Below are 21,738 nucleotides of genomic sequence, written 5' to 3' on the forward strand. Positions count from 1 at the left end.
TTTTGGCATTGCCCCAATAGTCTAAATTATGTATATTTAAACATACATGATATCTTCCGAGCTAAATTACTATAGCATTACCTAATTATTGGTCTATCATCGATATCAAATGACAAATGACAAATGATAAATGACAAATGACAAATGACAAATGACAAATGACCAAATTTAGATAGCTATAGCAATCAACTAGTTAGTCGGACATGATATAAGAGATAGATGCTTCCCCAATTACTATCTCCCCCCATAATTAATATTACGCAAGTCGTCTAGCTTCTACTGTTAGAGGTAAACTCTTTTCGTCTGGCATATCACGAAATTCTAATTCCCAGCCGTTAGCTAAAGTCAGAATTTTCCCCTCAGCGCCGTCTGTTTCTTTGACTACGATTTCTTCTAAATCTTTTTTAGCGACGTAGACAACTAAATCACCGGCATCATTCTTCCGTAGCATTACTTTCATTAATTTCCTCGACAGATTCTAGTTCTTTTTTCCGACAACCGATGACGAACCCTGTATGTAAGAAATGCACAGCATAGATATAGGATCTCTGCAAATATGTGCCAATACTTGCAACGTAGCCAACTTCTCCTTTTTTGGCTAAAACTACGCCGATGTCTTGACCGGGAAATGTGCCATCATTTTTAATCAGTTTACGCAATCTGACTTTTTGACCGATTTCAAAAGCTGGTGGTGAGTCAAGTTCAATTTCATCTTGCATGAGAATACCTCTGTTCTCTGGCTAGATTCAACAGTTCTTCGGTAGTTAGGCTACGTTTTTTCTCAATAGATTGTTGGCGTACTGCGTCTAAAACAGTTTGGGCTTCTTGGGAGTTAAGATAAATACCGTGCTGTTCGAGTACGCTAGATACTAAATGACGACCAGAATGTTTACCAACTACTAACCGTCGTTCCCAACCTACTTCTTCTGGTGCAAATGGTTCGTAAGTAACGGGATTTTGCAACACGCCATGCGCATGAATTCCTGATTCGTGAGCAAAAGTATTTTCGCCAACAATTGCTTTCCAAGGTGGAACTGTGCTACCTGATGCAGATGCAACTAGTTGAGATAGTTCTAGTAATCTGGGAGTATCAATACCTAAATCTACGTTGTAAATGCGTTTAACGGCCATGACGACTTCTTCTAAAGCGGCGTTTCCGGCGCGTTCACCCAAGCCATTGACTGTGGTATTTACTGAAGATGCTCCAGCTTTGATACCAGCAAGAGCATTAGCAGTAGCTAAACCAAAATCATTGTGGGTGTGGATTTCTAGGGGAATCATCAAGGCTGATGCTAGCCGCTTGACTTTATTGTAGGTAGTAAAAGGGTCAAGAACGCCAACAGTATCGCAAAAGCGAAACCGCGATGCACCCCATTCTTGAGCATACAATGCTACGTCTAAGAGGAAGTTTTCATCAGCTCTTGAAGAATCTTCTCCGCCTACTGCTACCCAAAGACCATTATCAACCGCAAAGCTGACACAATCTTTAAGTTTTTGCAGACTTACCCGCCATTGTCCGTGAAATTTAGCAGCGATTTGAATTCCAGAAACAGGAATTGCAATATGTACTCGCTCTAAACCGCAGACTAGAGAAGCTTTAATATCGGAAATCACCGCGCGGTTCCAGCCGAGTAATTTGGCTTGCAAACCCAAGTTAGAAATTGCTGAGATAGCGCGTGTTTCTTCCTCACCCATCGCCGGAATACCGACTTCTAATTCGGGTACACCAATGGCGTCTAAAAACTTAGCGATCGCAACTTTTTCTTCTAAGTTAAAAGCAACACCTGCTGCTTGTTCGCCATCACGTAATGTAGTGTCATTAATTAGGATTTGACTCATCTCAAACATCTCACTATGGGAATTATTCTTAATATTGTTTCTGGACTGCATTCCTGGTAGTCTGCAATCGCTACTAATGGTAAATGCCTATATAATTTCAAAAAAATGACGGTAAATGCTGAAGAATCTTAAAAGACATGATTCATGACTCTTCATTATGCTCCATAAAAACTCAAGTCATCTGTATGAGAAAGAACCAAATTCCTGTATCATTTACAAATTTTTTTTTACGTTGACGGTTGATGGTTGACGGTTGACTGTTGATTGATGACAATTAACAACTGATAACTGACAACTGTACGGGCGGGTTCACAAATATTCTCAAATATCCATGACTATCTCTCATAAACCCGCCCCTACTAACAATTGACAACTGACAACTGACCAATAGTCAACTTTGCTCATAGAGCCAGTCAAAAATTCGTTCTAGCTGCTCTAAATTTACTAGTCCATATTGCCAAAGCAGCATTGGTAAAGGGCCGTTATCTATTTTTTGATGTCGCAGCGCTACAGAAATGTCAGCACTGGAAAGTTCAAGTTCATTATGCAAAAAATTCAGGAATTGTTTCTCGCTGTTGCGAATTAACATAAGCGGGCTTTACAATTTTAGATAGGGGCAAAACTGAAAAATTAGAAATCACAACTCTGCATTTGTAACTTCAATTTTATATTTGCCAAAATATGTCAAGAAAACTTCAGATTTAGCAGATGGAAAATAACCCCAACACAAATGCAATACCAATTCGGAATTTCTAACTAACAAGCTTCAGATTTAATTTAGCTTTGGTGCGTTTGCATCTGTCACCGCAGAGGAGAGAATTGATGTTACCTCCTCAGTCTGCAATAAAATTGCTGAGGGAACAGTAACTTCTACTTCCAATTCTCCAAGCGGATTATGCATGTCTGCAAAAATTCTCAATTATCCTGACAAAATCTCCTTTGCAAGTTGAGATTTTAGGCGAGATGGGAGTTTGTGCTCAAGATTCAGGCTGATAATACCAACAATGTTCTAACCAATCTACCAATTGTTGACGAGATGCGAGAAATTGGATTAAAGTACTGCGAACTAAGATTGCTGTTTGCAGACTATCTACTCGTACCAGCAAAGAACCATCAGGCTGACAGGAACATTCGATTGTTAATTCTTGCAAGCGGTGATAAATACGCCAGCGATCGCTCAGGGGAATATGCAATACGCGATCGCCTAGAAAGTCAGAACTACTAGGGGATAACATTTATAATTGTCCTTGGTCATTTGTCATTGGTCATTTGTAATTAGTCATTTGCGATTGACTGTTGACTGTTGACTGTTGACTGTTGACTGTTGACTGTTGACTGTTGACTGTTGAGTTTTAATTCTTGCAGTTGTTGTTCTAGTTGCTCGATGCGGGAAAGCAAGGAACGCATGACGCTGGCTTCGACATCGGGGAGTTTACCATGTTCTAGGGGTTCGCCTTGTTTGCGAGAAATAACCCGCCCAGGAATCCCAACTACGGTAGAATCGGAAGGGACATCGCGCAAGACAACTGAAAGAGCGCCAACCCGAACGCGATCGCCAATTTCAATATTACCTAAAACCTTGGCTCCGGCTCCAATAACTACGTTTGCGCCGATAGTGGGATGGCGTTTACCGCTTTCCTTGCCGGTTCCACCCAGAGTCGCACCTTGATAAATTAGCGTATAGTCACCAACAATCGCAGTTTCGCCAATGACTACACCCATACCGTGATCGATAAATACACCTTTGCCAATTTCTGCACCAGGATGAATTTCAATACCCGTGAGAAACCTTCCCAGATGGGAAATCAAGCGGGGAATGAAAACTACCCGGCGACGGTGTAACCAGTGAGCTAGACGATGTAAACAGATTGCGTGTAATCCAGGGTAGCAAAAGACTACCTCTAGCCAATTACGCGCTGCGGGATCGCGCTCAAAGATAATACGAAAATCACTCAACAATGGCTCAAACAAATCGCCAGAGAGTAGATTTTTCAGCAAAGAGGTATTTGCAGAATCCGGCTTGGTAGCAGTTTTGGGATTTCTGATACTATTTAATGACTGTTGCATCGGTACTTTCTGGTTGAAAAAGCCATGTGCTATTTTTCTGCTTATATCAGGCAGCTTCAAATAGGACAGTTTAGCCGATGCCCATTGAATTTATTGGATTGATTATACTTGTACTCAAACCCTGTAACCCCCATGACAGCACAATTTAAAATTTATCTTGGGGTAGGGGTACTGGTTTTTTCTGTTAGGGGTACTAGTATTTACGAGGTAGGGGGTTCAGATATCCTGTACTCATCACCAAACCTCCAGCCTGTAATACTTCGCAATCATTTATCGAGCTTATTTTGCGATATATTAAGCTGTACTCAAACGCTATTTAATATGAAGTAAGTAGGGCAACCTATGGCATATCTGTATTCCCAGTTACCTTTCTTATTTTATTATTTTGCTAGGGGAAAAACTTAATTTCTTAATTTTCTCTTAGGATTTACTGTCTGTAAATATGCATACTTTTTCCCACAATTGAGTTGTCCAGACTTATATTTTAACTCGCGCCGCAACGCATATATGCACAGCATACACCAAAGACTCTGCACTAATCTTCCTTGGCGCACTTGGCGCACTTGGCGGTTCATTAAAATAAGTACTTGGACAAAAATATTTACAGTCATTGCGAGCGAAGCGAAGCAATCCCAGCCCTTGCGATTGCTTCATTCCGCTTCGCTCCATTCGCAATGACTTTGTGTAATTAATTCTGTCTGACTACTTATAATGCTGATTGATGAGCGATCGCATTTATCGCCATAATCAACTCACCCTTTGATTGCATAAAGAGCTTCTGAACCTCATTAAACAACTTCCGAGCCTCATTAACGAGCTTCTGAAACTCATTAAACAACTTCCGAGCCTCATTAACGAGCTTCTGAACCTCATTAAACAACTTCCGAGCCTCATTAACGAGCTTCTGAACCTCATTAAACAACTTCCGAGCCTCATTAATGAGCTTCTGAACCTCATTAAACAACTTCCGAGCCTCATTAACGAGCTTCTGAACCTCATTAAACAACTTCCGAGCTTCATTAATGAGGTTTGATTATAGCGGTTCTCATTCAGATGCGGCAAAACACATATCGCGAAGTGTAGGACACAGCAGTGCCGTGTCCCTACGGAAAACCCTATAATTACTAACTAGATGTAACTCTAGGCGATCTACCTTTGATAGCTTTGAAGCGTTCGCCTAATTGTTGAGCCACAGTTTTTAAACCTGGAGTCTTTTTCGCGGCTGTTTTTACATAGTCATAAACTGTTAAACTGCTACTCATCGCTTCACTACCGACTGCTAGTAGAGTATCATCTACTTGTTCAGTAATTTGGCGCATAGAAGTTAAAAGTTCAGTAAGTGCGGTGACTAATTGATAATCCCGAACAAGTTCTTCAACATCAAAACTGGCTGGAAGAATTTCCCGGTTCGACTGAGCAGCCGTAACGCTATTATTAACAAAGGCGAGACTTTTATCACCCATTTTTAATAATCTACGCCGTTCTTCATTGCTGAGAGTGATTAAAAACGGTAGCTTTTTTTGGATAGTCTGTAGTGCAGTCTTAATTTCTTGGATATCCTGGGGTGAAAGAGAGCCTGTGATGTTTTGATATGCCATCGTATTGTTACTGAGATATTTCTAGGTTAAAGTAGCGATAGATGCTAAGTATAGAATGCCCAGTAAAGAATGCGATCGCACAAAATTTATCTACTTATTTATGCGTTTTATTGCCGATGCTGAAGGATACTGACCAGATGCTATCAAAGCTTGACGCTCAATAATCCTTTCATCACCGTTAAAATCGAGAATACGTGCTGTCACCTCGCCAATATCTGTAATGGGTTGAATCACCGCCGCATTTAGTTGAAAATGCTCACCCCAAAAATCTCTACGTGGGTTAAAAAACCGCACAAGTTCCCCAGTTTGCTAATTAATAGAACCTAAATCACTACCTTTTTGCAGATTACAGAAAATACAGGCATAGCAGAGATTATCTGCTGTAGTTGAACCGCCATGTTTCACGCTAATTATATGATCAACTTGAAACATTAAGCCGTCTGTTCCTGGAAATAAGCAATACTCACACAGAGAATCAGCGCGATCGATAACTAAACGCCGCAATTCTACACTAATGTAAGGGCTAGACACTTTAAAGATTTACTCCGCATTCAGGTACTGATGAGCTTTGGCTTTTGCTAACCTCATAATATGCTCTAGTGTGAGGAAATGATCTAACTCTCTCTTGTCTTCTGGTGTTAGTTCTCCCGTTTTATGTCGGTAAACCAGTTCCTCTAAACGCGCTTTTGCTGAATCCGAAAGTTGAAAGTTAACGACACTTTGGGGAGTGGTTCCAGCCGCAATAAAATCTATAATTTCGTCGTAGACTTTAGCTGTATTTACAGATGTAGTCATAAGTTTATCTATTTTGATTTAATTTACAACATTAATTTTAATCTTTGTAGGGTGTGTTATGCCGTAGGCGATCGCACCTTCAATTAATAATGGCAGGTTGGTGCGTTGCGCTGCGCGACAACACATCGAACAAATACTTATGCCACATTAAATGCCTTTTCTAGTGTTTTAGGCTCCGGTAAAGGTTGACCATCTGCTAAAGAAGATTCAATTAGCATTTCTAAAACTTCCTGAGCATTTTTCAAAGCTTCTTCATAGGTATCGCCATGAGTATGACAAAATTCTCCCCATTCAGGAAGACTGACAACAAAACACTCATCTTCATCAGACCACTGAATAATTATTGTGTAGTGAGAATTCATTCTGATTCTTCCTCTTGAGTTTTTTTAATTTCTTCTAACCTTTGTAATGCATTATTAACGTCTTTTTCCTGATAAGCTTTAGCGTCATTGCCATCTTTACCAGATATAGTAACTCTCCCAGCTAGCAAGGGATGATACCAATTAGTGTGGCTACCTTTACCAGTACGATATGTAAATCCTGCTTGCAATAATAAGCTTTTAAGTTCTCTAATTTTTTTTGGCATAGCTTTAGCTTACATCCACCTTATAAGAGTAAGCCTTAACCTTGATAATTTTGCTTTCTTCTGTCTGCTTCCTCAACACGCAGCTTAATTGCTTCTTCTGCAATGCGAATATTTTCTTTAATTGGTGTACAATCTTCAGTTTTCATTGACCCATACCATATTGCTTCCGAATCAGGAGTGCGACGGCTATACAATACCCAAATTGCCTCATCATCTTCTGGGTGTGCAAGTACTATTTTAGCCTTGCCACGCCAGTAGGGTATGTTATTGCTGAGGGTACGGCACCTTCAATTATTAATTGCATCTCGGTGCGTTGCGCTGCGCGACAACACACCCTACATTTAAACTTGACAAAAACTAAATTTATCTAAGATTTTGCGGTTTTTACCAAGAGTAGGTTGTGGTTAAGCGATAATAAATACATTTGCCAATAGATGCACAGTTATGACCTGCTGCCTAAATCCAGCTTGCCACAATCCGCCAAATCCTGATGGCACAATGTTTTGCTCAAACTGCGGTATAGGATTGGTAGTGCTGAGAAACCGCTATCGCCCGATTAAATCACTAGGTGCTGGGGGATTTGGTAAAACTTATTTGGCAGAAGATATCGACAAATTGAATCAAAAATGTGTCATTAAGCAATTTGCACCACAAGTACAAGGAACTGGCGCACTGCAAAAGGCCACAGAATTATTTGAACAAGAAGCAAGGCGACTAGAACAATTAGGCGAACATCCGCAAATTCCCACGCTGTTGGCATACTTTGAGCAAGATAATCACCTTTATTTAGTGCAACAATTTATCGACGGACAGAATTTATTGGATGAATTAAAACAGCAGGGAATTTTCAACGAGCAAAAGATAAAAGAATTATTGCTTAATTTGTTAGATATTCTCAAAACAGTTCATCAATACAAAGTCATCCACCGCGATATCAAGCCAGAGAATATCATTCGTCGCAGCGATGGGAAACTGGTACTCATTGATTTTGGTGCATCCAAGCAACTGACAGCAACAGTGATGACGCAAGTAGGAACTACCATCGGTTCTTTTGGTTATGCACCACTGGAACAAATGCAGGGTGGTGAAGCTTACCCAGCTAGCGATTTATATAGTGTCGGTGCAACTTGCTTTCACCTGCTAAGTGGAATACACCCTTGGCAACTTTGGCAACGACAAGGTTATGGTTGGGTTGCGAGTTGGCGATCGCATTTACAGCAACCAGTGAGTCAAGAATTGGGGCAAATGCTGGATAAATTATTGCAAGAAGAATATCAGCAGCGTTATCAGTCTGCGGAGGAAATTGTACAAGAATTAAATCCTTCGTTACTACCTTCAGTACGTCCAAATAAGCCAGTTACTGCAACTCGAGCATCAATGCTATGGAGAGCGGGGCAGTACGCGGTGCTATTTCTGCTATTGATTGTTTTACTTGCTGTTGGTAAAGGTTTCTTTGATAAACAACCACAACAAAGGGAAACATGGCGTTATAGTCAGTTTATTCAAGAAGTAGAAAAAGGCAGAGTAGAAAAGGTGTCTTTGAGTGCAGACAGATCCATAGCTCTTGTCACTACCAGAGACGGTAACAAGGTAGTAGTCACCTTAGTCAACGATCCAGACTTAATTAATACACTAACTGCTAAAGGCATTGATATTTCTGTTTTGCGGCAAACCGACTAAGGATTTTGGTTGAAGGCATTAAGCAGATTATACTTCTATGTATTCCCTGTATTGTTTCTATTTAGCTTATTTTTATTGCTCCGTCGCCCTAAAAATGGTCGATGAAATGAGTGTGGATTTAGTAGTTTGGAGTATTTAGCTGAAAACACAAAAAATAAGTAAAATTTACCAACAACACACCATGATTAATCCTACTTACGCCTAATATCAGAAGTCGCTTTATACTTACGTCAAAATAAACCTAAAAATTCTTGGCGAGGAGTAGTGATTTATCCTAGCAGAGATATAGATGTCGGAGATAAAGAACATTTCTTAGAATTATTCCAAAGCCAGCGTATCAGTATAATTTACCTAAATGAATTAGGCGAATCTGCATCTCTACCACTAGGTATTGCTACGATAAAATTAGTAATTGAAGGGGAAGATACAGCAATTAACACAGCCAGGGAATTAATCAGACGTACCCAGCAAATAGAAAATTTACAACTTCCACAAAAACAATTACTAGAATTGATTGAGACAATCCTAGTTTATAAATTCCCGCAAATGAGTCGAGAGGAGATAGAAGCAATGTTTGGTTTAAGTGATTTAAAGCAAACGCGAGTTTACCGAGAAGGACGTTTAGAAGCAAAACTAGAAGCTGTACCTAAGCTGTTAGCACTGGGTTTATCTGTAGAACAGATAGCGCAGGCGTTGGATTTAGACATTGCACAAGTTCAGCAGGTAGCACAGCAAACACGCCCAAATCAATAAATTAAGATTAACGCGATCGCCATCTAAACTAGAAATATCAGCAAAACCCCATACTTGGAGGTGCAGCAGTGGTACAACAAGTCACACCAGAAAACACCATCGAAGTCATCTACCCCCAAAGCGACGGACAGCCAATGGCGGATAATACAGAACAATTTGCATGGATTGTCAAAATTAAGGAAAATTTAGAAATTCTCTTTGCATCGCAAGCGGATGTATTTATCGCCGGAGATTTGTTTTGGTATCCAGTTCAAGGAAACCCGAATATTAAACAAGCGCCCGATACAATGGTAGTTTTTGGTAGGCCTAAAGGTAAACGGGGTTCTTATTTACAATGGGAAGAAGATAATATTCCGCCACAGGTAGTATTTGAAATCCTATCGCCTGGTAACACCCTCAAAGAAATGACCAAAAAATTGCAGTTTTACCAGCGTTACGGCGTAGAAGAATATTATATTTACGATCCAGCTAAAAATGATTTAAATGGCTTACTCCGTTCTGGCGATAGTTTTGAAGTCATCGAAGAAATGAATGGCTGGGTAAGTCCGCGTTTGGGAGTCCGTTTTACACTAACACCGGATACCCTAGAAATTTTTTCTACATCTGGTCAAAAGTTTTTGTCACCTGTAGAAATTGACCAGCTACGGGAACAGGAACGTCAACGTGCTGAACAGGAACGTCAAGCCAAGGAAGCGGCTTTACAAGAATTACAACAAGAGCGCGATCGCTATCAAGAATTGTTAGCTAAACTCAAAGCGCAGGGAATTGACACAGATAATTTGTAATTAGCGATCGATAAAATGCGATCAAGTATGAGTAACAGCGATCGCAATTTTGCCAACAGCACGTTCTGTTTCACTTTCTGTATGCGCTGCTGCTAATTCCTGTAAAGGATATGTGCGGTGAATCACAACACGCATTTTACCCGCTTCAATCAACTCTTTTAAATACAGCAAGTCTTTAGTATTGGGTTTTTCTAAAATAAATTTGACCTTTTGACCTGGTAGGAAGACTGTTAAAATACTCTGCACGAAACTTTCAACGCTGGGTAGGGTGGTGATGTATACCCCATTGGGTTTGAGGACTCGTTTGCATTCAGAAGGCGATCGCTTACCCACAACATCGAAAATAATGTCATAGGGTTCTGTATCTTTAATAAAATCCTGTTGTGTATAATCAATTACCCTATCTGCTCCCAAAGACTTCACAAAATCCAAGTTTTTCGTACTGCAAACTCCCGTCACCACAGTATCTAAAGCCTTAGCAATTTGCACTGCAAAAATGCCTACACCACCAGCAGCGCCATTAATCAAAATACTTTGACCTGACTGAATATTACCTTGGTCGCGCAACGCTTGCAAAGCTGTAAGCGCAGCTAAAGGAACAACAGCCGCTTGTTCATAATTTAAATTCGTCGGTTTAGGAGCCACTATATTTGCTGGAACAGCCGCAAATTCTGCATAAGCGCCCCCAGGTACAGCAGCACTTCCATAGATAGCGTCCCCAGCTTGAAAACCTGTAACCCCAGAACCAACTTCTACAACTTCCCCCGCCAAATCAAACCCCAAAATCATCGGGAATTTATTCCCCGTGAGGAATCGCAACATTCCCTTGCGGATTTTCCAATCAACAGGATTAACACTACTAGCGTGAATCTTCACAAGTAATTGGTCAGGTTTAATCGTCGGTTGTTCCACATCCTCATACTGCAAAACCTCAGCAGAGCCATATCGGCGGATAACAACAGCTTTCATCCCCATTCCTCCTTGCTACCCTGTTTTTCTCTATGAATACAGTGTAATGGCGATCAACTGTTAAATGTTGACCGTTGACTGTTGAGCATTGACTAAATAGCAAGTAAATATACTCCTTTCGACTTCTTTAGAAAAAGAAAAATTCCGATAAAAAAGTAAAGTTTTTGAGAATTATGTGCATTAATAGAGATAGGTAAACCATTCTGTAAGTCTTATCTAACAAGCTTTCACAACTTTATTGCACATCATTTCTAATGAAATCTTAAAACAATATGAATTACATTTTTACCCAAAAAAAAATGATATGTTGGATACAGAATTGAATTTCGCACGTATCTGGAGTAGAACGACGTAGACTACTCCAGTTTTTCCCCCTCAATTCCCTATCACTACTAGCTTTGGGTGAGGTTGGGGAAGTGTTTGAGTACAGACATTTATGTCTAAAAATAATCTAAATTTAAGCTCCAAGCCTTGTGGGTCATGGATTTTAGCTGAGTACAAATAAATCCTGTACCCCACTCCAGAAATACTTGTACCCCAATGAGAAAACACTAGAACCTCTACCCAAAAGAAATTTTTTAAAGTCTGGAAATGCTTACAAAATATGACTTACAAAAATTGAGTACAAGCTTAATAAATCCAATAAATTCTATCCTAGATACCAGCCAAGCGATCGCCAAAATGGCTGCTATAAATCATATATCGCCAATCACTTAACGCTTCTAAACAAAAGCGAAAAGTGAGTGGAGGGATGAGATAGCACCATGCCTCTGTGAATAGAAGTCGCGGCTTTCAGTACGCACAAATTCTACCCACGACCCAAACGTTGACACACACCAGCCGAAAATCAAGGATTGTAAGCCTGCCCTACTCTAATATTTGATGTTATCATCAGCATCACCCCGCAACAGAGTAAGTTCCTGCGAGTAACGAGTAGAAACCGCGACTTCAATTCCTAGGCATCAAGAGTAGCAACGGCATCTCTCACAGTGGCAGCCAGTCCACCGACCCTTGCGAAATTCAATGACACCACCGTCTACAGGACTCCTCACCTCCTCCAATCAGGAACCCACCACTACCCAAGCCAAATCAGGTGGTTGCGGATGCGACAGCAAAAGCAGCGCCACCGTAGAAATGGACGAAAAGCTCAAGGAACGCATTGCCAAGCATCCCTGTTATAGCGAAGACGCACACCACCACTACGCAAGAATGCACGTTGCAGTTGCACCCGCCTGTAACATTCAATGCAACTATTGCAACCGAAAATATGACTGTGCTAACGAAAGCCGCCCTGGAGTGGTTAGCGAGTTACTCACCCCAGAAGAAGCAGCCCACAAAGTATTGGTGATTGCAGGTAAAATTCCCCAAATGACAGTCTTGGGAATTGCTGGCCCTGGTGATCCGTTGGCGAATCCAGAAAAAACTTTTCGCACCTTTGAGCTAATTGCAGATAAAGCGCCAGATATTAAACTGTGCTTATCAACCAATGGTTTGATGCTGACCGAATATGTCGATCGCATTAAACAACTCAATATAGATCACGTTACTATTACCCTTAACACAATTGACCCGGAAATCGGCGCACAGATTTATTCTTGGGTTCACTACAAGCGCAAGCGTTATAAAGGCGTTGAGGGAGCGAGAATTCTGCTAGAAAAGCAGATGGAAGGATTACAAGCCCTCAAAGAAGCCGATATCTTGTGTAAAGTCAACTCGGTAATGATTCCGGGAATTAACGACCAGCATTTGGTAGAAGTAAATAAATTCATTCGTGAAAACGGTGCATTCCTGCACAACATCATGCCGTTGATTTCTGCACCAGAACACGGCACACACTTCGGTTTAACCGGTCAGCGCGGCCCCAGTACCAAAGAACTCAAAGAAGTTCAAGATCAGTGTGCTGGTAACATGAAAATGATGCGCCACTGTCGTCAATGCCGAGCCGATGCTGTAGGATTGTTAGGAGAAGACCGCAGCCAAGAATTTACCAAAGATAAATTCCTGGAAATGGCTCCCGAATATAATTTGGAACAACGCCAAGAAGTTCACGAAGGTATTGAGAAATTTAAACAAGAAATAAAAGCCGCCAAAGAAAAGGCGCTAGCTGGCAAGAAATTTGCTAACAATCCCAAAATCCTGGTTGCTGTTGCAACTAAAGGTAGTGGATTAGTTAACCAACACTTCGGTCATGCCAAAGAATTCCAGGTTTACGAAGTGGATGGTCAAGAAGTACGCTTTATCAGTCACCGCAAAATAGACCACTATTGCCAAGGTGGATTTGGAGAAGAAGCCACTCTAGACAATATTATTAAAGCGATCGCAGATTGCAAAGCGGTTTTAGTCTCCAAAATTGGGAACTGTCCCAAAGAAGAATTGCACAAAGCTGGCATACAGACTGTTGAAGCTTACGACGTAATTGAAAAAGTTGCTTTGGAATATTACGAGCAATATGTCGAAAGCTTAGAGAAATAGGGACTAGGGGCTAGGGACTAGGGGCTAGGGACTAGAGACTAGGAAAATTATACCCAATGCCCAATACCCCATGCCCAATGCCCCATGCCCAATCCCCCATAAGGAGAATAATCATGGCTTACAAAATTACTGGCCAATGTATTTCCTGTGATTTATGTCTTTCTGTATGTCCCACTGGTGCAATCAAAATAGTCGATGGTAATCGCTGGATTGACCCCGAACTTTGCACAAACTGCGTCGGTAGTATACATACAGTACCTCAATGTAAAGCTGGTTGTCCCACTTGTGATGGTTGCGTTCAGCAGCCGACAGATTATTGGGAAGGTTGGTTTGCTAACTACAACCGCGTTTTAGCGAAGTTAACTAATAAAGAAGATTATTGGGAACGTTGGTTTAACTGTTATTCTTAGAAGCTTCCACTATCAAATTAAAAAGATGCGTTAAGGACAGCCCATCGCAAACAAATGGCTACTCAACAATAAATGAAAATTGTAACTATTAGCTTACTGAAAAATGAATTTAATGCCAAAATGACGACTTGAATACTCATACCGCCCATAAATTCTTGTATAACTAAACTGGTTAGCTGACACTCACGGTACAAAAATATCTTGCTACATGACAACTGAAAGTGCAAATATAAGAACTAGGAATTTCAAAGAGGTAATTATGGTTCCGCTGGAATGGGTTGTCATGCTGGCGTGGAACAAAGAGTGTGGCGAAACTCTAAAATTATTGCGCGGTAAAAGGTCTAGGCGCGAAATTGCAGATGCTGTTTCTCAGCAAGGTGTTGAATGCTCACAAGAGTACATCAGAAAACTGGAAAACGGTGAAGCCGCCTCCGTTTCCACGAAAATTATCACTACAATTGCTAAAACCCTTGATGTTGAGTTGATTGAAATAATTTATGACTTGCGTGTTGAAGTCACAACAATAGTTTGTACTAAGAGTTGATTTTTGTACTCTGAGTTGTTATTTTAGATAATGTCAAAGTGAAAGGCGATCGCTTAGAGCCTGGAAAACTTATGCGATCGCCTTTTAATCCTTTAACAGGAAATACCATTATGACTCAAACCATCTATAGCTATCAACAGCTGCAATACAAATCCATAGCTCGACTCAAGCAAATCTACAATGACATCATCTGCACAGTTGAGGTACTTGACAAGCGGTGCAAGGATGTCTGGATTAATGCGATCGCTGAGTATCAAGCTAGCAGGATTCAGACAGTGGTTGACACTACCCTTGACGAACAACCCACGGATGAAGCTATTGCCTCGCAACTGATAACAGTAGCAATCAACTTCTACCACCATGAAGTCTACGTAGGTAAAAAACTCATAGCTTACATGGTCTACGATAATGACGAATTTGTTATGCAACCTTGGTTGGTTATGGTTAACGGCAAAGAGATTTTCCGCGCCACTACATCTGCCAAATGCTTGCGCTACATTCAATGGCATTACCATGACGGCACACTCAACCCATTCGACCAAATTGAACTGGCTGAAGTCCCAGAAGTCCCGACAATTATGAAAATTTCTTTTTACGAGCAAGAAGCATTTGTTGGTGAGCAACTGATAGCTAGGATTAGCTACGATTATGGAAATTACGAAAATCTATACTGGCGGGTGATAATTAACGCTAAAGAGATTTTTCGAGACATTAGCCCAGCCAGATGTCACAGTTACATTAAACAAATCTACCAGCAAGGTAAACTCCCATTACAAGAGTAGTTATACCTAGAAAAACATTTGCTATCAAAGAGCTACTCTTTGCCCACGACTGATACATATCTGCAATACTTGAACTCTTACCCCTAGAGAATAGCGATCGCTTCTTTCGCATGAGGCGCAAGTTCAGTAATTGGTAACAGTCTCAAACTCACTGTGAGCAGCAATTTCTATTACTGCTCACTCCTACATGCATTTTTTCAAAAGTGATATTGCGTCAACTAAGTTTCACGTTGGCAAGGAGGTAAAGGATGAGTGTTATTGTCTCATCGAACAAAACATCTGTGCTTGTTATATTGCGACGAGAGTATCTAGAAATTACTGGTAACTTCTGTGCTGCCAAGTTGATTGAGTATTTCAGACATTGGACAAAGTGGAAGCTGAAAAATCATCGCACTCCTTGGGTTTATCAACCACTCAAGAAAATCTATGCTGATCTTATGGGTGAACATAGCTTACATGTTATTCGGAGTGCGATCGCCTTACTGGAGGAGATGGGTATTATCGAAAAGCAGAAAAATCCAGGTAATGGGCAGGATAGAACTTGGCAGTATAAATTACACCATGATGTACTTAATCAGCTATTGGAACATCGCAAGGGCAAAACTGAATCTTCCAAATTCACTGTAGAATCACATCTTAGATCAGATCCTGAAACTTCTAAACCACAACAACATGCTGTTGAGGAAAAAAAGCATGAAAACGTGGAAGAAGAGGTTTTATCACCCCAACCCGATATTTGTGATTACGCCCAGGAGTCAGTTCGCCAAGCTGCACAACCACAGCAAACCCAGATTACTCACTTGGCTGATGAATTAGAACAAGATGACTCAACTGACGAGATAGATCCTGATGAAGACATATTTTCCGCGCCGGAAGTTAAAGTCGATTCAAGTATGGATAAGCCCAGCAAGCGCGAGATTGCAGAGATATGTACTGAGTTGCGACGACTGCGGATTAACCCTGAACCTTGTTTGGGAGTGGTGAAGAAATATTGGGGGAATGTCGCTGGTGCGATCGCTCGTGTAAAAGAAGCAATTCACGAGGAATGGTGCGATAATCCCACTGGATTATTTATCAATAGCTGCAAGAGTGGGGCTAAGGCGAAAAATACGGTGACATCAGATGTGAGTGCTTGGTTTGAGTGGGCGAGGAAGCAGAGGATTGTGCTAGCGATGTCGGGTGGAGTGGTTTATACGTCGGATGGCGATGCGGTGGAAGTTGGGGAGATGATGCAGCGCTTTCCGGTTGTGGAGTAAAGTAAAAAGATTGATGATTTCATCACTTTGGGCGTACCAAAAAAAGATATTGTGCTAGGTTTTCATCCTCCTTTCATGCGGGAGATGAGTGACTATGCTGTGGGCTAAAAGTAGAAGAATTAAAAAGGCGATCGCTTGATGAACTAAGTAGGGCGATCGCGCTTTGGTCAAAATGGATTTAATGATAGATTTGCGATCGCTTGATGGATAAGTTTCAACTAGCAGCAAAGTCAGTAAATTTTCTTTTATATGGGGCTTTAAAAGCCAAAACTATATCTTGTTTAGGAACTCCAGCTTCTACTAATTCATTAGCTACTCCGATTTCCGTTCCATCGCGTTCGATCCAAATTTTGCCATCTTTAATTTCTACGTAAATAATACAACCAAATATTCGCGTTAGGTCTTGCCAACCAATATTTATAACTTGATAGCGATCACGCTCAGTGTCAAATAACAATTTGACTTCTGTCTGGTTATTTGAGGGATTTTTAGCGTGATTTTCCAGAATTTTTTGGACTATTTCTGGATAATTTAGTCTCTCCATATAACAATCTCCTCTCGCTCTGGATCAAAAATTAGTAATTTAACTTGATATTCCCCAATTATTCTTTGAATAAACTTCCGACTAAAAAACTCATTATAAACATCTACTGGAACGGCTAAATACAAAATCCGCTCTGGTTCTGTCAACCTCAATGCTGAACGGTAGTTTAGACATTGACCAAGAGCTAGGTGAAATTCAGTTACGTCTGAGGCTCCTAAAAAAGATTTTATCTCTACTGCTATTTTTTTACCAGTTTTTTCAGCAGCCAAAATTCTCTCTGCTGTTAGGTCTATGTAAAAATCAATATCCTCAACTTGAATAAATAGATGCTCGTCAGTAATTGTCCATTTATCTTTTTCGAGGGCTGTTTTAACTGTATTATGAAATATATCTTTAGCTGGCATACATATATTAAATATATTTAACCAATACTCATATTATAAGGCGATCACTCTCTGAAATAAGTAGGGCGATCGCAACTTGGTAGAAATTATTAATAATGTGCTACTGGTTTAACTTGCTGTTTAGTATCTTTGATAATTTTGACATCTGGCAGTGAAATCATATGGCGAGCAAAAAAATAGCCTGAAAAGCTTAGGGAATAAAGTTTATATCAAGTTATGATTAAAAAATATAGATCTACTTCTAAGTAAATCTCTATGTCTATATTGTTACTAATATTTTATCTTTCTAGGTTGTCTATGTCTCAGTATAGGCAAAAAATTTTACTCAGGGTTTACAATCCGCTCTATCTTGATAGCTCCACCACATTACTATAGGAAAACCGCTAGAATATTTTTGCAGGCATGATATTTGGTTGATAGGACTCATTAGTTTTTTTGATACAACCTATCACCACGCAGTTCACATCTTATCATTTACCAGTTTTAGCCACACTGAGTATTATAAACCTCATATTTATCTATGTAGCGATCACCTGTAAATTCTTACCAATTTCCCAATGCTGGGAATAGCTTCTGTCTCATCTAATTTTTCTTGTGTGGGAAATATCCACCGTTAATTCCTTGTCCATGAAAGTTAGGAATGCCATCAGCATCACCACTTTTGAATAATACCTTGGTAATTTGGAATATACTTTATATTTTCTTCCAAATTTAACCTTGACATTTTGAATTCTCCTAAAGATATAATTGTGGGTACAATTAACAATTTAACAGCCAAAAATTAATTAAATATCAACCTAAGCCGGGGATGTGAATCACCGGCTTTTTTGGTAAGTCAACCAATATCCCAATCCATGTAAAAATCATGAAAATTTCAATGTCATCAATATTAATAATAAGTATTTATGATGCTTTGAATTTAAGTTAAACATGGTTATTTGGCATTCTAACTCAGGATGTTGAACTTTTAAATTGGCAACAAATTGAGAATTGAAAAACTAAATTAATGAGAGGAATAATTATAATGAATCAGACAAACTCTGTCTTACAGCAAGAAGAAATGATAGTAGGTACATACAATATAATCATCCGGCACTTAGATATAAAAGACAAAGAAAAGCCTAGCCAAAACGACTATATTCAAGCATTTAAGCTTTTACCGGATTTTGTTCTCAAGGGTAATGGAATTTTAATTTCTGACTTAAATGAAGGACATTTAGGAGTATTACTGTCTTCTCATCGAGATGCTTTTAAGGCTATACATAAGTGGTTAGTTTACTTTGATAGCGCTAATAATAATAGCTTTCCTATTGATCCCCCAGAACTGCCTTTTGATTGGGAGTTGGACTATGAATCTCATGCTAAACAATCTTGGGCTTTCCTAAATCTCTGCAAAGAAATTCTCAACCACGACCAATTTGGATGGAAAGAGTCAATTAAAGATCTTTCTGCTGCTGAACTTTGGTTTAGCTGCGAATTTGAGAAATTGGAGAATACTTTTAAAATAACAGGAATTTTAGGGGAAAGTGATTGGAGAGGAAAACATTCTGATTGTGATGCAATGTCAAAACAAATTAGGGAAAACTTTGATTCTCTTCATTCACGAAGATTTGCAGACGCTTGTGACTTTCAGCCAAATCAAATTCAAAGTTGGGATTCTACAGATGAGGCGATCAGAGTACACGCTGAAAAAATTGCACAACAGGACTTTCAGTTTCGTTATATCTACTACAACTACATCAATATTCGGAAACAAACTCTCAGAAGCATTCGTAATAATCCCAATCTACAGTTTGCTGCTTTAGGAGAAAATCGTCTTCTATCTGTCGGTGGGAAGGGTAAGCGAGGCAAAAGTCGAAAACCGACAAAGGGGTTTTGTAAACAAAAGTAACAAGTTTCAAAAAAGATGCACAAAGGATGAAATTTAAAATCTGCTCTGACAAGCTAGTTTCAGAGCAGATTTTTTTAGGAGATGACATAAACGAGTAAATGATAGTTTTTATTTTCTAATTCCTATTTGTAATAAATGGACAAAATAAATTGCAAAGGAGTAGTTTAAAGCTGAAATAATCCCTTGATTTGACCAGCTTTTGTGCATATCCAGCAGGTATTGGTTTCTTTATGGCATACATCGCCATGTCTGGCAATCCTGAATCCCCCACATTGGGTGCAGGCCTAATTGTTGCTAGTGCTACAACCAAAACCACTTTAGGATCTTTTAGCAACCCTGTTACCTTACTAGCAGTGTTTGGTCTATTGTTAACGGCAGGTTTGATGGTGCGTCAAATCAAAGGTGGGATATTGTGGGGTATTCTCGCAACTTCCTTACTAGGATGGGTGTTGGGAATTGCACCTGCACCTCAAAGATTGATGGCGTTGCCCCATTTTCCAGTTCATTTGTTTGGTCAAGCATTGATGGGCTGGAAGTATTTTACTCCCAATCAGACTTTTAACTTGATAGCAGCAATATTTATCCTACTGTTCGTGACATTGTTTGACAGTATTGGTGCATTGATGGGGTTGGGACAACATGCTGGTAGACTTGATAGTAGTGGAAAATTGCCACGTTCACGCCAATCTTTGTTTGCGATCGCAATTGGTACAGCTTTTGCTGCCATGGTAGGAATTTCCCCGGTTGCTCCCTACCTGGAGTCAGCAGCAGGTATTTCCGAAGGCGGACGGAGTGGAGTTTCCTCGCTGGTTGTCAGTATTTTATTGCTCTTTTCAGTTTTGTTTTTACCCCTACTGGCGGCAGTACCCGCTTTTGCTACCGCACCTGTGCTAATTCTTGTAGGCGTTTTGATGTTGGCTGGTAGTATCAAGTCGATTAACTGGGACGATTTAAGCGAAGCAATTCCGGCATTTTTAATGATTTTGATGATGCCGATAACTTTCTCCCTAGCTAATGGATTAGCCATCGGATTGATCGCCTATCCATTAATGAAATTGTTCCAAGGAAAAATCCGGGAAATCAGTCCGACACTCATGTTTTTAGGCTTGGCTTCTGTCTTGTTCTTAATGTTAATGACGTTGCAAAAGTTATAATCTAGTAACGATAGTCAATAGCTGTAACAAAGTTACCATCTACACAAATTTTTTTAACGCAACCATTGAGGATTGCTCTTTTATCTTGCGCTTGGAGTCCTTGCCAATAATTTTTATTCGCAAAAGCCCGTATAATGCGTTCTTTAGCAATCAAGACTTTTCAATAGTCATTGGTGAAATAGTAATCTATTCTGCTTCTGTTCCCAAAACAACACCTTCATACAGAAGTGCGATGGCTACACCCGCCGCAGGCATCGCTAATTCAAAAAGGCGATCGCATTGTCTTTAGCAACAATCCGTACAGTCCAAGAATGGGTGTACGCAGTTGATGATGGCAACTTAAGTTCATTAAAACAAGCGTTGACGTATCCAATGATTACGAGACCAGATACAAATTAGCCACATTCCAGAAACTAAAGCACCTATGCTCCATTTAATAGTATTTTTTATCAGACTCAAGCGTTGGTTTGCTTGTGCTTTTTTGGTTGTCGCATTAATTTGGTTTATAGAAGCAGTAATATACTGTGAGAATTTAATTTTAATATCTTCTAATTGTTGAGAGGTTTGAATTTTTAAAGGCTCAACTTGATTTTGTGTTAAGCGTAAAAGCTCCTCCATTTCTACTGGTGTTTTTACTTGTGCTAATTGTGCTTGCGCTTGTTTGAGTTGGTTTATTTGTTGTTCAATTTGAGTAGTATATATTTGAGTGTTTTGGCGATCAATTCTGATGCTATTAACAATACCCAAAGGAGTTAGTAAAAGCAAAAATATAGCAAATAATAAAGTAAACCAGTATGTTAGCTTTAAGAATAGTCTTTCCCATTTACTGCGTAAATTATCTTCACCATAAAATATACAACATAGACTAATTAAAGGTATAGCTATCCTTTCCACTAAATCACCAAACACTTTAAATTCCCAAGCTGGGTTCATCAGATCTGGTGGTATGAATATTATTCCTAGTTCTAATATAAACAATAATAGCAAACAATAGCCAACTAAACGAAAAGTTAGTATCGAACGAACAATATTATTATTGGATTTCCACAATAGTGGAATCTGTTCAATCAAAATTTCTTTATCTAATGGAGTCATATGCTAAAAAATTATGGTTCTTTAGTACTTGTTATGCTAAACTAACAATCAAAATGCCAGTTTAACAAGCATCTAATTCGGAAGTTTTCAAAGTTTCTAAATCCATAAGCCGAG

The 21,738-nt window shown here is 39.7% G+C and carries 29 protein-coding genes and 1 pseudogene; 11 read left to right on the forward strand and 19 right to left on the reverse strand.

What is annotated here, in order from left to right; all coding sequences use genetic code 11:
• Positions 1 to 256: 256 nt before the first annotated feature.
• From nifT to H6G41_RS36230, 14 genes are all read right to left on the reverse strand, one after another.
• Complete coding sequence (gene nifT / locus H6G41_RS21955; RefSeq protein ID WP_190748598.1) at positions 257 to 460, reverse strand: putative nitrogen fixation protein NifT; 204 nt, start codon at positions 458 to 460, stop codon at positions 257 to 259.
• Complete coding sequence (locus tag H6G41_RS21960) at positions 435 to 719, reverse strand: nitrogen fixation protein NifZ (protein ID WP_096646379.1); 285 nt, start codon at positions 717 to 719, stop codon at positions 435 to 437. Before H6G41_RS21960 ends, nifT begins: the two co-directional genes overlap by 26 nt.
• Positions 709 to 1,839, reverse strand: coding sequence for a homocitrate synthase (nifV, locus tag H6G41_RS21965; RefSeq protein WP_190748601.1), 1,131 nt, complete (start codon positions 1,837 to 1,839; stop codon positions 709 to 711). Before nifV ends, H6G41_RS21960 begins: the two co-directional genes overlap by 11 nt.
• A 391-nt stretch (positions 1,840 to 2,230) precedes the next feature.
• On the reverse strand, positions 2,231 to 2,428 hold the full coding sequence (locus H6G41_RS21970; protein ID WP_190748603.1) for a DUF2949 domain-containing protein: 198 nt from the start codon (positions 2,426 to 2,428) through the stop codon (positions 2,231 to 2,233).
• Between the two features lie 183 nt (positions 2,429 to 2,611).
• On the reverse strand, positions 2,612 to 2,740 hold the full coding sequence (locus tag H6G41_RS35835; protein WP_277878170.1) for a hypothetical protein: 129 nt from the start codon (positions 2,738 to 2,740) through the stop codon (positions 2,612 to 2,614).
• A 76-nt stretch (positions 2,741 to 2,816) separates the two neighbouring features.
• A complete protein-coding gene (locus H6G41_RS21975; RefSeq protein ID WP_190748605.1) occupies positions 2,817 to 3,074 on the reverse strand; it encodes an Asr1405/Asl0597 family protein in 258 nt (85 codons plus the stop codon).
• Between the two features lie 40 nt (positions 3,075 to 3,114).
• Positions 3,115 to 3,906: a serine O-acetyltransferase gene (gene cysE / locus H6G41_RS21980; RefSeq protein WP_190748607.1), complete on the reverse strand. Its 792-nt coding sequence runs from the start codon at positions 3,904 to 3,906 to the stop codon at positions 3,115 to 3,117.
• Positions 3,907 to 5,030: 1,124 nt separating this feature from the next.
• On the reverse strand, positions 5,031 to 5,504 hold the full coding sequence (locus H6G41_RS21990; RefSeq protein ID WP_190748611.1) for a hypothetical protein: 474 nt from the start codon (positions 5,502 to 5,504) through the stop codon (positions 5,031 to 5,033).
• 90 nt (positions 5,505 to 5,594) lie between these two features.
• Entirely contained in the window at positions 5,595 to 5,798 is a 204-nt protein-coding gene (locus H6G41_RS36030; protein WP_306790444.1) for a hypothetical protein, read from the reverse strand.
• A gap of 15 nt (positions 5,799 to 5,813) precedes the next feature.
• The gene (locus H6G41_RS36035) at positions 5,814 to 6,035 is read right to left on the reverse strand and encodes an HNH endonuclease signature motif containing protein (RefSeq protein ID WP_308796258.1); all 222 of its coding nucleotides are present in this window, start codon (positions 6,033 to 6,035) and stop codon (positions 5,814 to 5,816) included.
• A gap of 9 nt (positions 6,036 to 6,044) precedes the next feature.
• On the reverse strand, positions 6,045 to 6,299 hold the full coding sequence (locus H6G41_RS22000) for a hypothetical protein (RefSeq protein WP_190748613.1): 255 nt from the start codon (positions 6,297 to 6,299) through the stop codon (positions 6,045 to 6,047).
• Positions 6,300 to 6,436: 137 nt separating this feature from the next.
• Complete coding sequence (locus tag H6G41_RS22005) at positions 6,437 to 6,661, reverse strand: type II toxin-antitoxin system HicB family antitoxin (RefSeq protein ID WP_096646371.1); 225 nt, start codon at positions 6,659 to 6,661, stop codon at positions 6,437 to 6,439.
• Positions 6,658 to 6,885: a type II toxin-antitoxin system HicA family toxin gene (locus H6G41_RS22010; protein ID WP_190748615.1), complete on the reverse strand. Its 228-nt coding sequence runs from the start codon at positions 6,883 to 6,885 to the stop codon at positions 6,658 to 6,660. Before H6G41_RS22010 ends, H6G41_RS22005 begins: the two co-directional genes overlap by 4 nt.
• A 35-nt stretch (positions 6,886 to 6,920) precedes the next feature.
• A complete protein-coding gene (locus H6G41_RS36230) occupies positions 6,921 to 7,148 on the reverse strand; it encodes a DUF6887 family protein (protein WP_190748645.1) in 228 nt (75 codons plus the stop codon).
• Between the two features lie 181 nt (positions 7,149 to 7,329).
• On the opposite strand from H6G41_RS36230, the gene H6G41_RS22020 reads away from it, so the two are divergent.
• The 3 genes and pseudogenes from H6G41_RS22020 to H6G41_RS22030 all read left to right on the forward strand — a co-directional run bounded on the left by H6G41_RS22020 (position 7,330) and on the right by H6G41_RS22030 (position 10,103).
• Positions 7,330 to 8,565, forward strand: a complete 1,236-nt coding sequence (locus tag H6G41_RS22020) for an ATP-dependent metallopeptidase FtsH/Yme1/Tma family protein (protein ID WP_277878172.1) — start codon at positions 7,330 to 7,332, stop codon at positions 8,563 to 8,565.
• Between the two features lie 192 nt (positions 8,566 to 8,757).
• Positions 8,758 to 9,318 (forward strand): annotated as a pseudogene (locus H6G41_RS22025) (Rpn family recombination-promoting nuclease/putative transposase); the annotation flags it as partial.
• 68 nt (positions 9,319 to 9,386) lie between these two features.
• Complete coding sequence (locus H6G41_RS22030) at positions 9,387 to 10,103, forward strand: Uma2 family endonuclease (RefSeq protein WP_190748617.1); 717 nt, start codon at positions 9,387 to 9,389, stop codon at positions 10,101 to 10,103.
• A gap of 21 nt (positions 10,104 to 10,124) precedes the next feature.
• Here H6G41_RS22030 and H6G41_RS22035 read toward each other — a convergent pair whose 3' ends face one another.
• Positions 10,125 to 11,072 (reverse strand): NAD(P)-dependent alcohol dehydrogenase, encoded by a 948-nt coding sequence (locus H6G41_RS22035; protein ID WP_190748619.1) that lies wholly within the window; start codon positions 11,070 to 11,072, stop codon positions 10,125 to 10,127.
• 1,023 nt (positions 11,073 to 12,095) lie between these two features.
• Between H6G41_RS22035 and nifB the strand changes: the two genes are divergently transcribed.
• The 6 genes from nifB to H6G41_RS36235 all read left to right on the forward strand — a co-directional run bounded on the left by nifB (position 12,096) and on the right by H6G41_RS36235 (position 16,644).
• The gene (gene nifB, locus H6G41_RS22040) at positions 12,096 to 13,544 is read left to right on the forward strand and encodes a nitrogenase cofactor biosynthesis protein NifB (RefSeq protein WP_190748621.1); all 1,449 of its coding nucleotides are present in this window, start codon (positions 12,096 to 12,098) and stop codon (positions 13,542 to 13,544) included.
• Between the two features lie 113 nt (positions 13,545 to 13,657).
• Complete coding sequence (locus H6G41_RS22045; protein WP_190748623.1) at positions 13,658 to 13,954, forward strand: 4Fe-4S binding protein; 297 nt, start codon at positions 13,658 to 13,660, stop codon at positions 13,952 to 13,954.
• Between the two features lie 259 nt (positions 13,955 to 14,213).
• On the forward strand, positions 14,214 to 14,498 hold the full coding sequence (locus tag H6G41_RS22050) for a helix-turn-helix domain-containing protein (protein ID WP_052335102.1): 285 nt from the start codon (positions 14,214 to 14,216) through the stop codon (positions 14,496 to 14,498).
• Between the two features lie 38 nt (positions 14,499 to 14,536).
• Positions 14,537 to 15,280 carry a hypothetical protein gene (locus H6G41_RS22055; protein ID WP_190748625.1) on the forward strand — a complete coding sequence of 248 codons (744 nt, stop codon included), beginning with the start codon at positions 14,537 to 14,539 and terminating at the stop codon, positions 15,278 to 15,280.
• 248 nt (positions 15,281 to 15,528) lie between these two features.
• Complete coding sequence (locus tag H6G41_RS35280; RefSeq protein ID WP_190748647.1) at positions 15,529 to 16,536, forward strand: ArsR family transcriptional regulator; 1,008 nt, start codon at positions 15,529 to 15,531, stop codon at positions 16,534 to 16,536.
• 51 nt (positions 16,537 to 16,587) lie between these two features.
• Positions 16,588 to 16,644 carry a hypothetical protein gene (locus H6G41_RS36235; RefSeq protein WP_374939441.1) on the forward strand — a complete coding sequence of 19 codons (57 nt, stop codon included), beginning with the start codon at positions 16,588 to 16,590 and terminating at the stop codon, positions 16,642 to 16,644.
• 106 nt (positions 16,645 to 16,750) lie between these two features.
• Here H6G41_RS36235 and H6G41_RS22070 read toward each other — a convergent pair whose 3' ends face one another.
• A complete protein-coding gene (locus tag H6G41_RS22070) occupies positions 16,751 to 17,080 on the reverse strand; it encodes a XisI protein (protein WP_190748627.1) in 330 nt (109 codons plus the stop codon).
• Positions 17,068 to 17,484, reverse strand: a complete 417-nt coding sequence (locus H6G41_RS22075) for a XisH family protein (RefSeq protein WP_190748629.1) — start codon at positions 17,482 to 17,484, stop codon at positions 17,068 to 17,070. Before H6G41_RS22075 ends, H6G41_RS22070 begins: the two co-directional genes overlap by 13 nt.
• Positions 17,485 to 18,508: 1,024 nt before the next feature.
• Between H6G41_RS22075 and H6G41_RS22080 the strand changes: the two genes are divergently transcribed.
• Positions 18,509 to 19,375 carry a hypothetical protein gene (locus tag H6G41_RS22080; protein ID WP_190748631.1) on the forward strand — a complete coding sequence of 289 codons (867 nt, stop codon included), beginning with the start codon at positions 18,509 to 18,511 and terminating at the stop codon, positions 19,373 to 19,375.
• 230 nt (positions 19,376 to 19,605) lie between these two features.
• Positions 19,606 to 20,529, forward strand: a complete 924-nt coding sequence (locus tag H6G41_RS22085) for an NCS2 family permease (protein WP_190748633.1) — start codon at positions 19,606 to 19,608, stop codon at positions 20,527 to 20,529.
• Between the two features lies 1 nt (position 20,530).
• Here the strand turns inward: H6G41_RS22085 and H6G41_RS22090 are convergent, their stop codons facing one another.
• Both H6G41_RS22090 and H6G41_RS22095 read right to left on the reverse strand, forming a co-directional pair.
• A complete protein-coding gene (locus tag H6G41_RS22090; protein ID WP_242038005.1) occupies positions 20,531 to 20,683 on the reverse strand; it encodes a hypothetical protein in 153 nt (50 codons plus the stop codon).
• A gap of 194 nt (positions 20,684 to 20,877) precedes the next feature.
• Entirely contained in the window at positions 20,878 to 21,624 is a 747-nt protein-coding gene (locus H6G41_RS22095; RefSeq protein ID WP_190748635.1) for an HpsJ family protein, read from the reverse strand.
• Between the last annotated feature and the right edge of the window lie 114 nt (positions 21,625 to 21,738).

This window comes from Tolypothrix sp. FACHB-123 (genome assembly GCF_014697075.1).
Classification (GTDB): domain Bacteria; phylum Cyanobacteriota; class Cyanobacteriia; order Cyanobacteriales; family Nostocaceae; genus Aulosira.

Excerpts from the sequence above, each read along its gene's own strand:
- nifT (WP_190748598.1), bottom strand. The coding sequence starts at position 460 with ATGAAAGTAATGCTACGGAAGAATGATGCCGGTGATTTAGTTGTCTAC.
- H6G41_RS21960 (WP_096646379.1), bottom strand. The coding sequence starts at position 719 with ATGCAAGATGAAATTGAACTTGACTCACCACCAGCTTTTGAAATCGGT.
- nifV (WP_190748601.1), bottom strand. The coding sequence starts at position 1,839 with ATGAGTCAAATCCTAATTAATGACACTACATTACGTGATGGCGAACAA.
- H6G41_RS21970 (WP_190748603.1), bottom strand. The coding sequence starts at position 2,428 with ATGTTAATTCGCAACAGCGAGAAACAATTCCTGAATTTTTTGCATAAT.
- H6G41_RS35835 (WP_277878170.1), bottom strand. The coding sequence starts at position 2,740 with ATGCATAATCCGCTTGGAGAATTGGAAGTAGAAGTTACTGTTCCCTCA.
- H6G41_RS21975 (WP_190748605.1), bottom strand. The coding sequence starts at position 3,074 with ATGTTATCCCCTAGTAGTTCTGACTTTCTAGGCGATCGCGTATTGCAT.
- cysE (WP_190748607.1), bottom strand. The coding sequence starts at position 3,906 with ATGCAACAGTCATTAAATAGTATCAGAAATCCCAAAACTGCTACCAAG.
- H6G41_RS21990 (WP_190748611.1), bottom strand. The coding sequence starts at position 5,504 with ATGGCATATCAAAACATCACAGGCTCTCTTTCACCCCAGGATATCCAA.
- H6G41_RS22000 (WP_190748613.1), bottom strand. The coding sequence starts at position 6,299 with ATGACTACATCTGTAAATACAGCTAAAGTCTACGACGAAATTATAGAT.
- H6G41_RS22005 (WP_096646371.1), bottom strand. The coding sequence starts at position 6,661 with ATGAATTCTCACTACACAATAATTATTCAGTGGTCTGATGAAGATGAG.
- H6G41_RS22010 (WP_190748615.1), bottom strand. The coding sequence starts at position 6,885 with ATGCCAAAAAAAATTAGAGAACTTAAAAGCTTATTATTGCAAGCAGGA.
- H6G41_RS22020 (WP_277878172.1), top strand. The coding sequence starts at position 7,330 with ATGACCTGCTGCCTAAATCCAGCTTGCCACAATCCGCCAAATCCTGAT.
- H6G41_RS22035 (WP_190748619.1), bottom strand. The coding sequence starts at position 11,072 with ATGAAAGCTGTTGTTATCCGCCGATATGGCTCTGCTGAGGTTTTGCAG.
- nifB (WP_190748621.1), top strand. The coding sequence starts at position 12,096 with ATGACACCACCGTCTACAGGACTCCTCACCTCCTCCAATCAGGAACCC.
- H6G41_RS22045 (WP_190748623.1), top strand. The coding sequence starts at position 13,658 with ATGGCTTACAAAATTACTGGCCAATGTATTTCCTGTGATTTATGTCTT.
- H6G41_RS22050 (WP_052335102.1), top strand. The coding sequence starts at position 14,214 with ATGGTTCCGCTGGAATGGGTTGTCATGCTGGCGTGGAACAAAGAGTGT.
- H6G41_RS35280 (WP_190748647.1), top strand. The coding sequence starts at position 15,529 with ATGAGTGTTATTGTCTCATCGAACAAAACATCTGTGCTTGTTATATTG.
- H6G41_RS22070 (WP_190748627.1), bottom strand. The coding sequence starts at position 17,080 with ATGGAGAGACTAAATTATCCAGAAATAGTCCAAAAAATTCTGGAAAAT.
- H6G41_RS22075 (WP_190748629.1), bottom strand. The coding sequence starts at position 17,484 with ATGCCAGCTAAAGATATATTTCATAATACAGTTAAAACAGCCCTCGAA.
- H6G41_RS22080 (WP_190748631.1), top strand. The coding sequence starts at position 18,509 with ATGAATCAGACAAACTCTGTCTTACAGCAAGAAGAAATGATAGTAGGT.
- H6G41_RS22085 (WP_190748633.1), top strand. The coding sequence starts at position 19,606 with ATGGCATACATCGCCATGTCTGGCAATCCTGAATCCCCCACATTGGGT.
- H6G41_RS22095 (WP_190748635.1), bottom strand. The coding sequence starts at position 21,624 with ATGACTCCATTAGATAAAGAAATTTTGATTGAACAGATTCCACTATTG.